2 protein-coding genes are annotated in these 642 nt (G+C 70.7%); one reads left to right on the plus strand and one right to left on the minus strand.

All coding sequences use genetic code 11. The annotated features are described in order from the left end of the window. Positions 1-293: carboxymuconolactone decarboxylase family protein (locus EAO77_RS36335; protein ID WP_147992562.1), on the plus strand; the 293-nt coding region annotated here is incomplete at its 5' end. Positions 294-380: 87 nt separating this feature from the next. Here EAO77_RS36335 and EAO77_RS36340 read toward each other — a convergent pair. Further along, positions 381-642: CBS domain-containing protein (locus tag EAO77_RS36340; RefSeq protein ID WP_147992563.1), on the minus strand; the 262-nt coding region annotated here is incomplete at its 5' end.

A 642-nucleotide genomic window follows, 5' to 3' on the forward strand; every position in this document is an offset into this window, starting at 1 on the left:
TCCGCAACGGCTGCCTCGTCTGCATCGACATGCACACCGCCGCACTCCGCGGGCTCGGCGCCGACGGGGACCTCGTGGACGCCCTCCGCGGGCAGCGCACGCTCCCCGATCCGCGCCTGGAGGCGGTGCGTTCGTTCGTGCTGGACGTGCTGCGCACGGCCGGAGCCGTCGAGGACGAGCGGATCCGTGCCTTCCTGGAACACGGTTTCACCGAACGGAACGCGCTGGAGGTGGTCATGGGCATCGGCACCTACACGATGTCCACGCTGGCCAACCGGCTGGTGCGGGCATGACGCGCGACACGCCGCGGCGTGCGCACCGGGCCCTTGCGGTCCCCGGTGCGCACGCCGGCGTGTGACGCTTCCGCCTGCCCGGCCCCGCTACGCCTCCGCGTAGATCCGGGTCGCGAATTCGGCGATCTGCGCGTCGCTGAGGTTCTTGGCGACGTTCGCCTCCGTGATCATGCCGACCAGGCGGTGACCGCCCTGGACGTCGATCACCGGCAGGCGCTTGATGTGGTTGCTCTCCATGATCTCCAGGACGTCCGCGGCGCTCGCCTCCGAGTCAACCCAGTGCAGGTCCCCGGAGAGCGTTCCCGCCTGCACGGAAGCCGGGTCGACTCCGTCGGCGCAACAGCTGACG

Origin of the sequence: Streptomyces sp. T39 (assembly GCF_008042045.1) — a bacterium.
Taxonomy (GTDB): domain Bacteria; phylum Actinomycetota; class Actinomycetes; order Streptomycetales; family Streptomycetaceae; genus Streptomyces.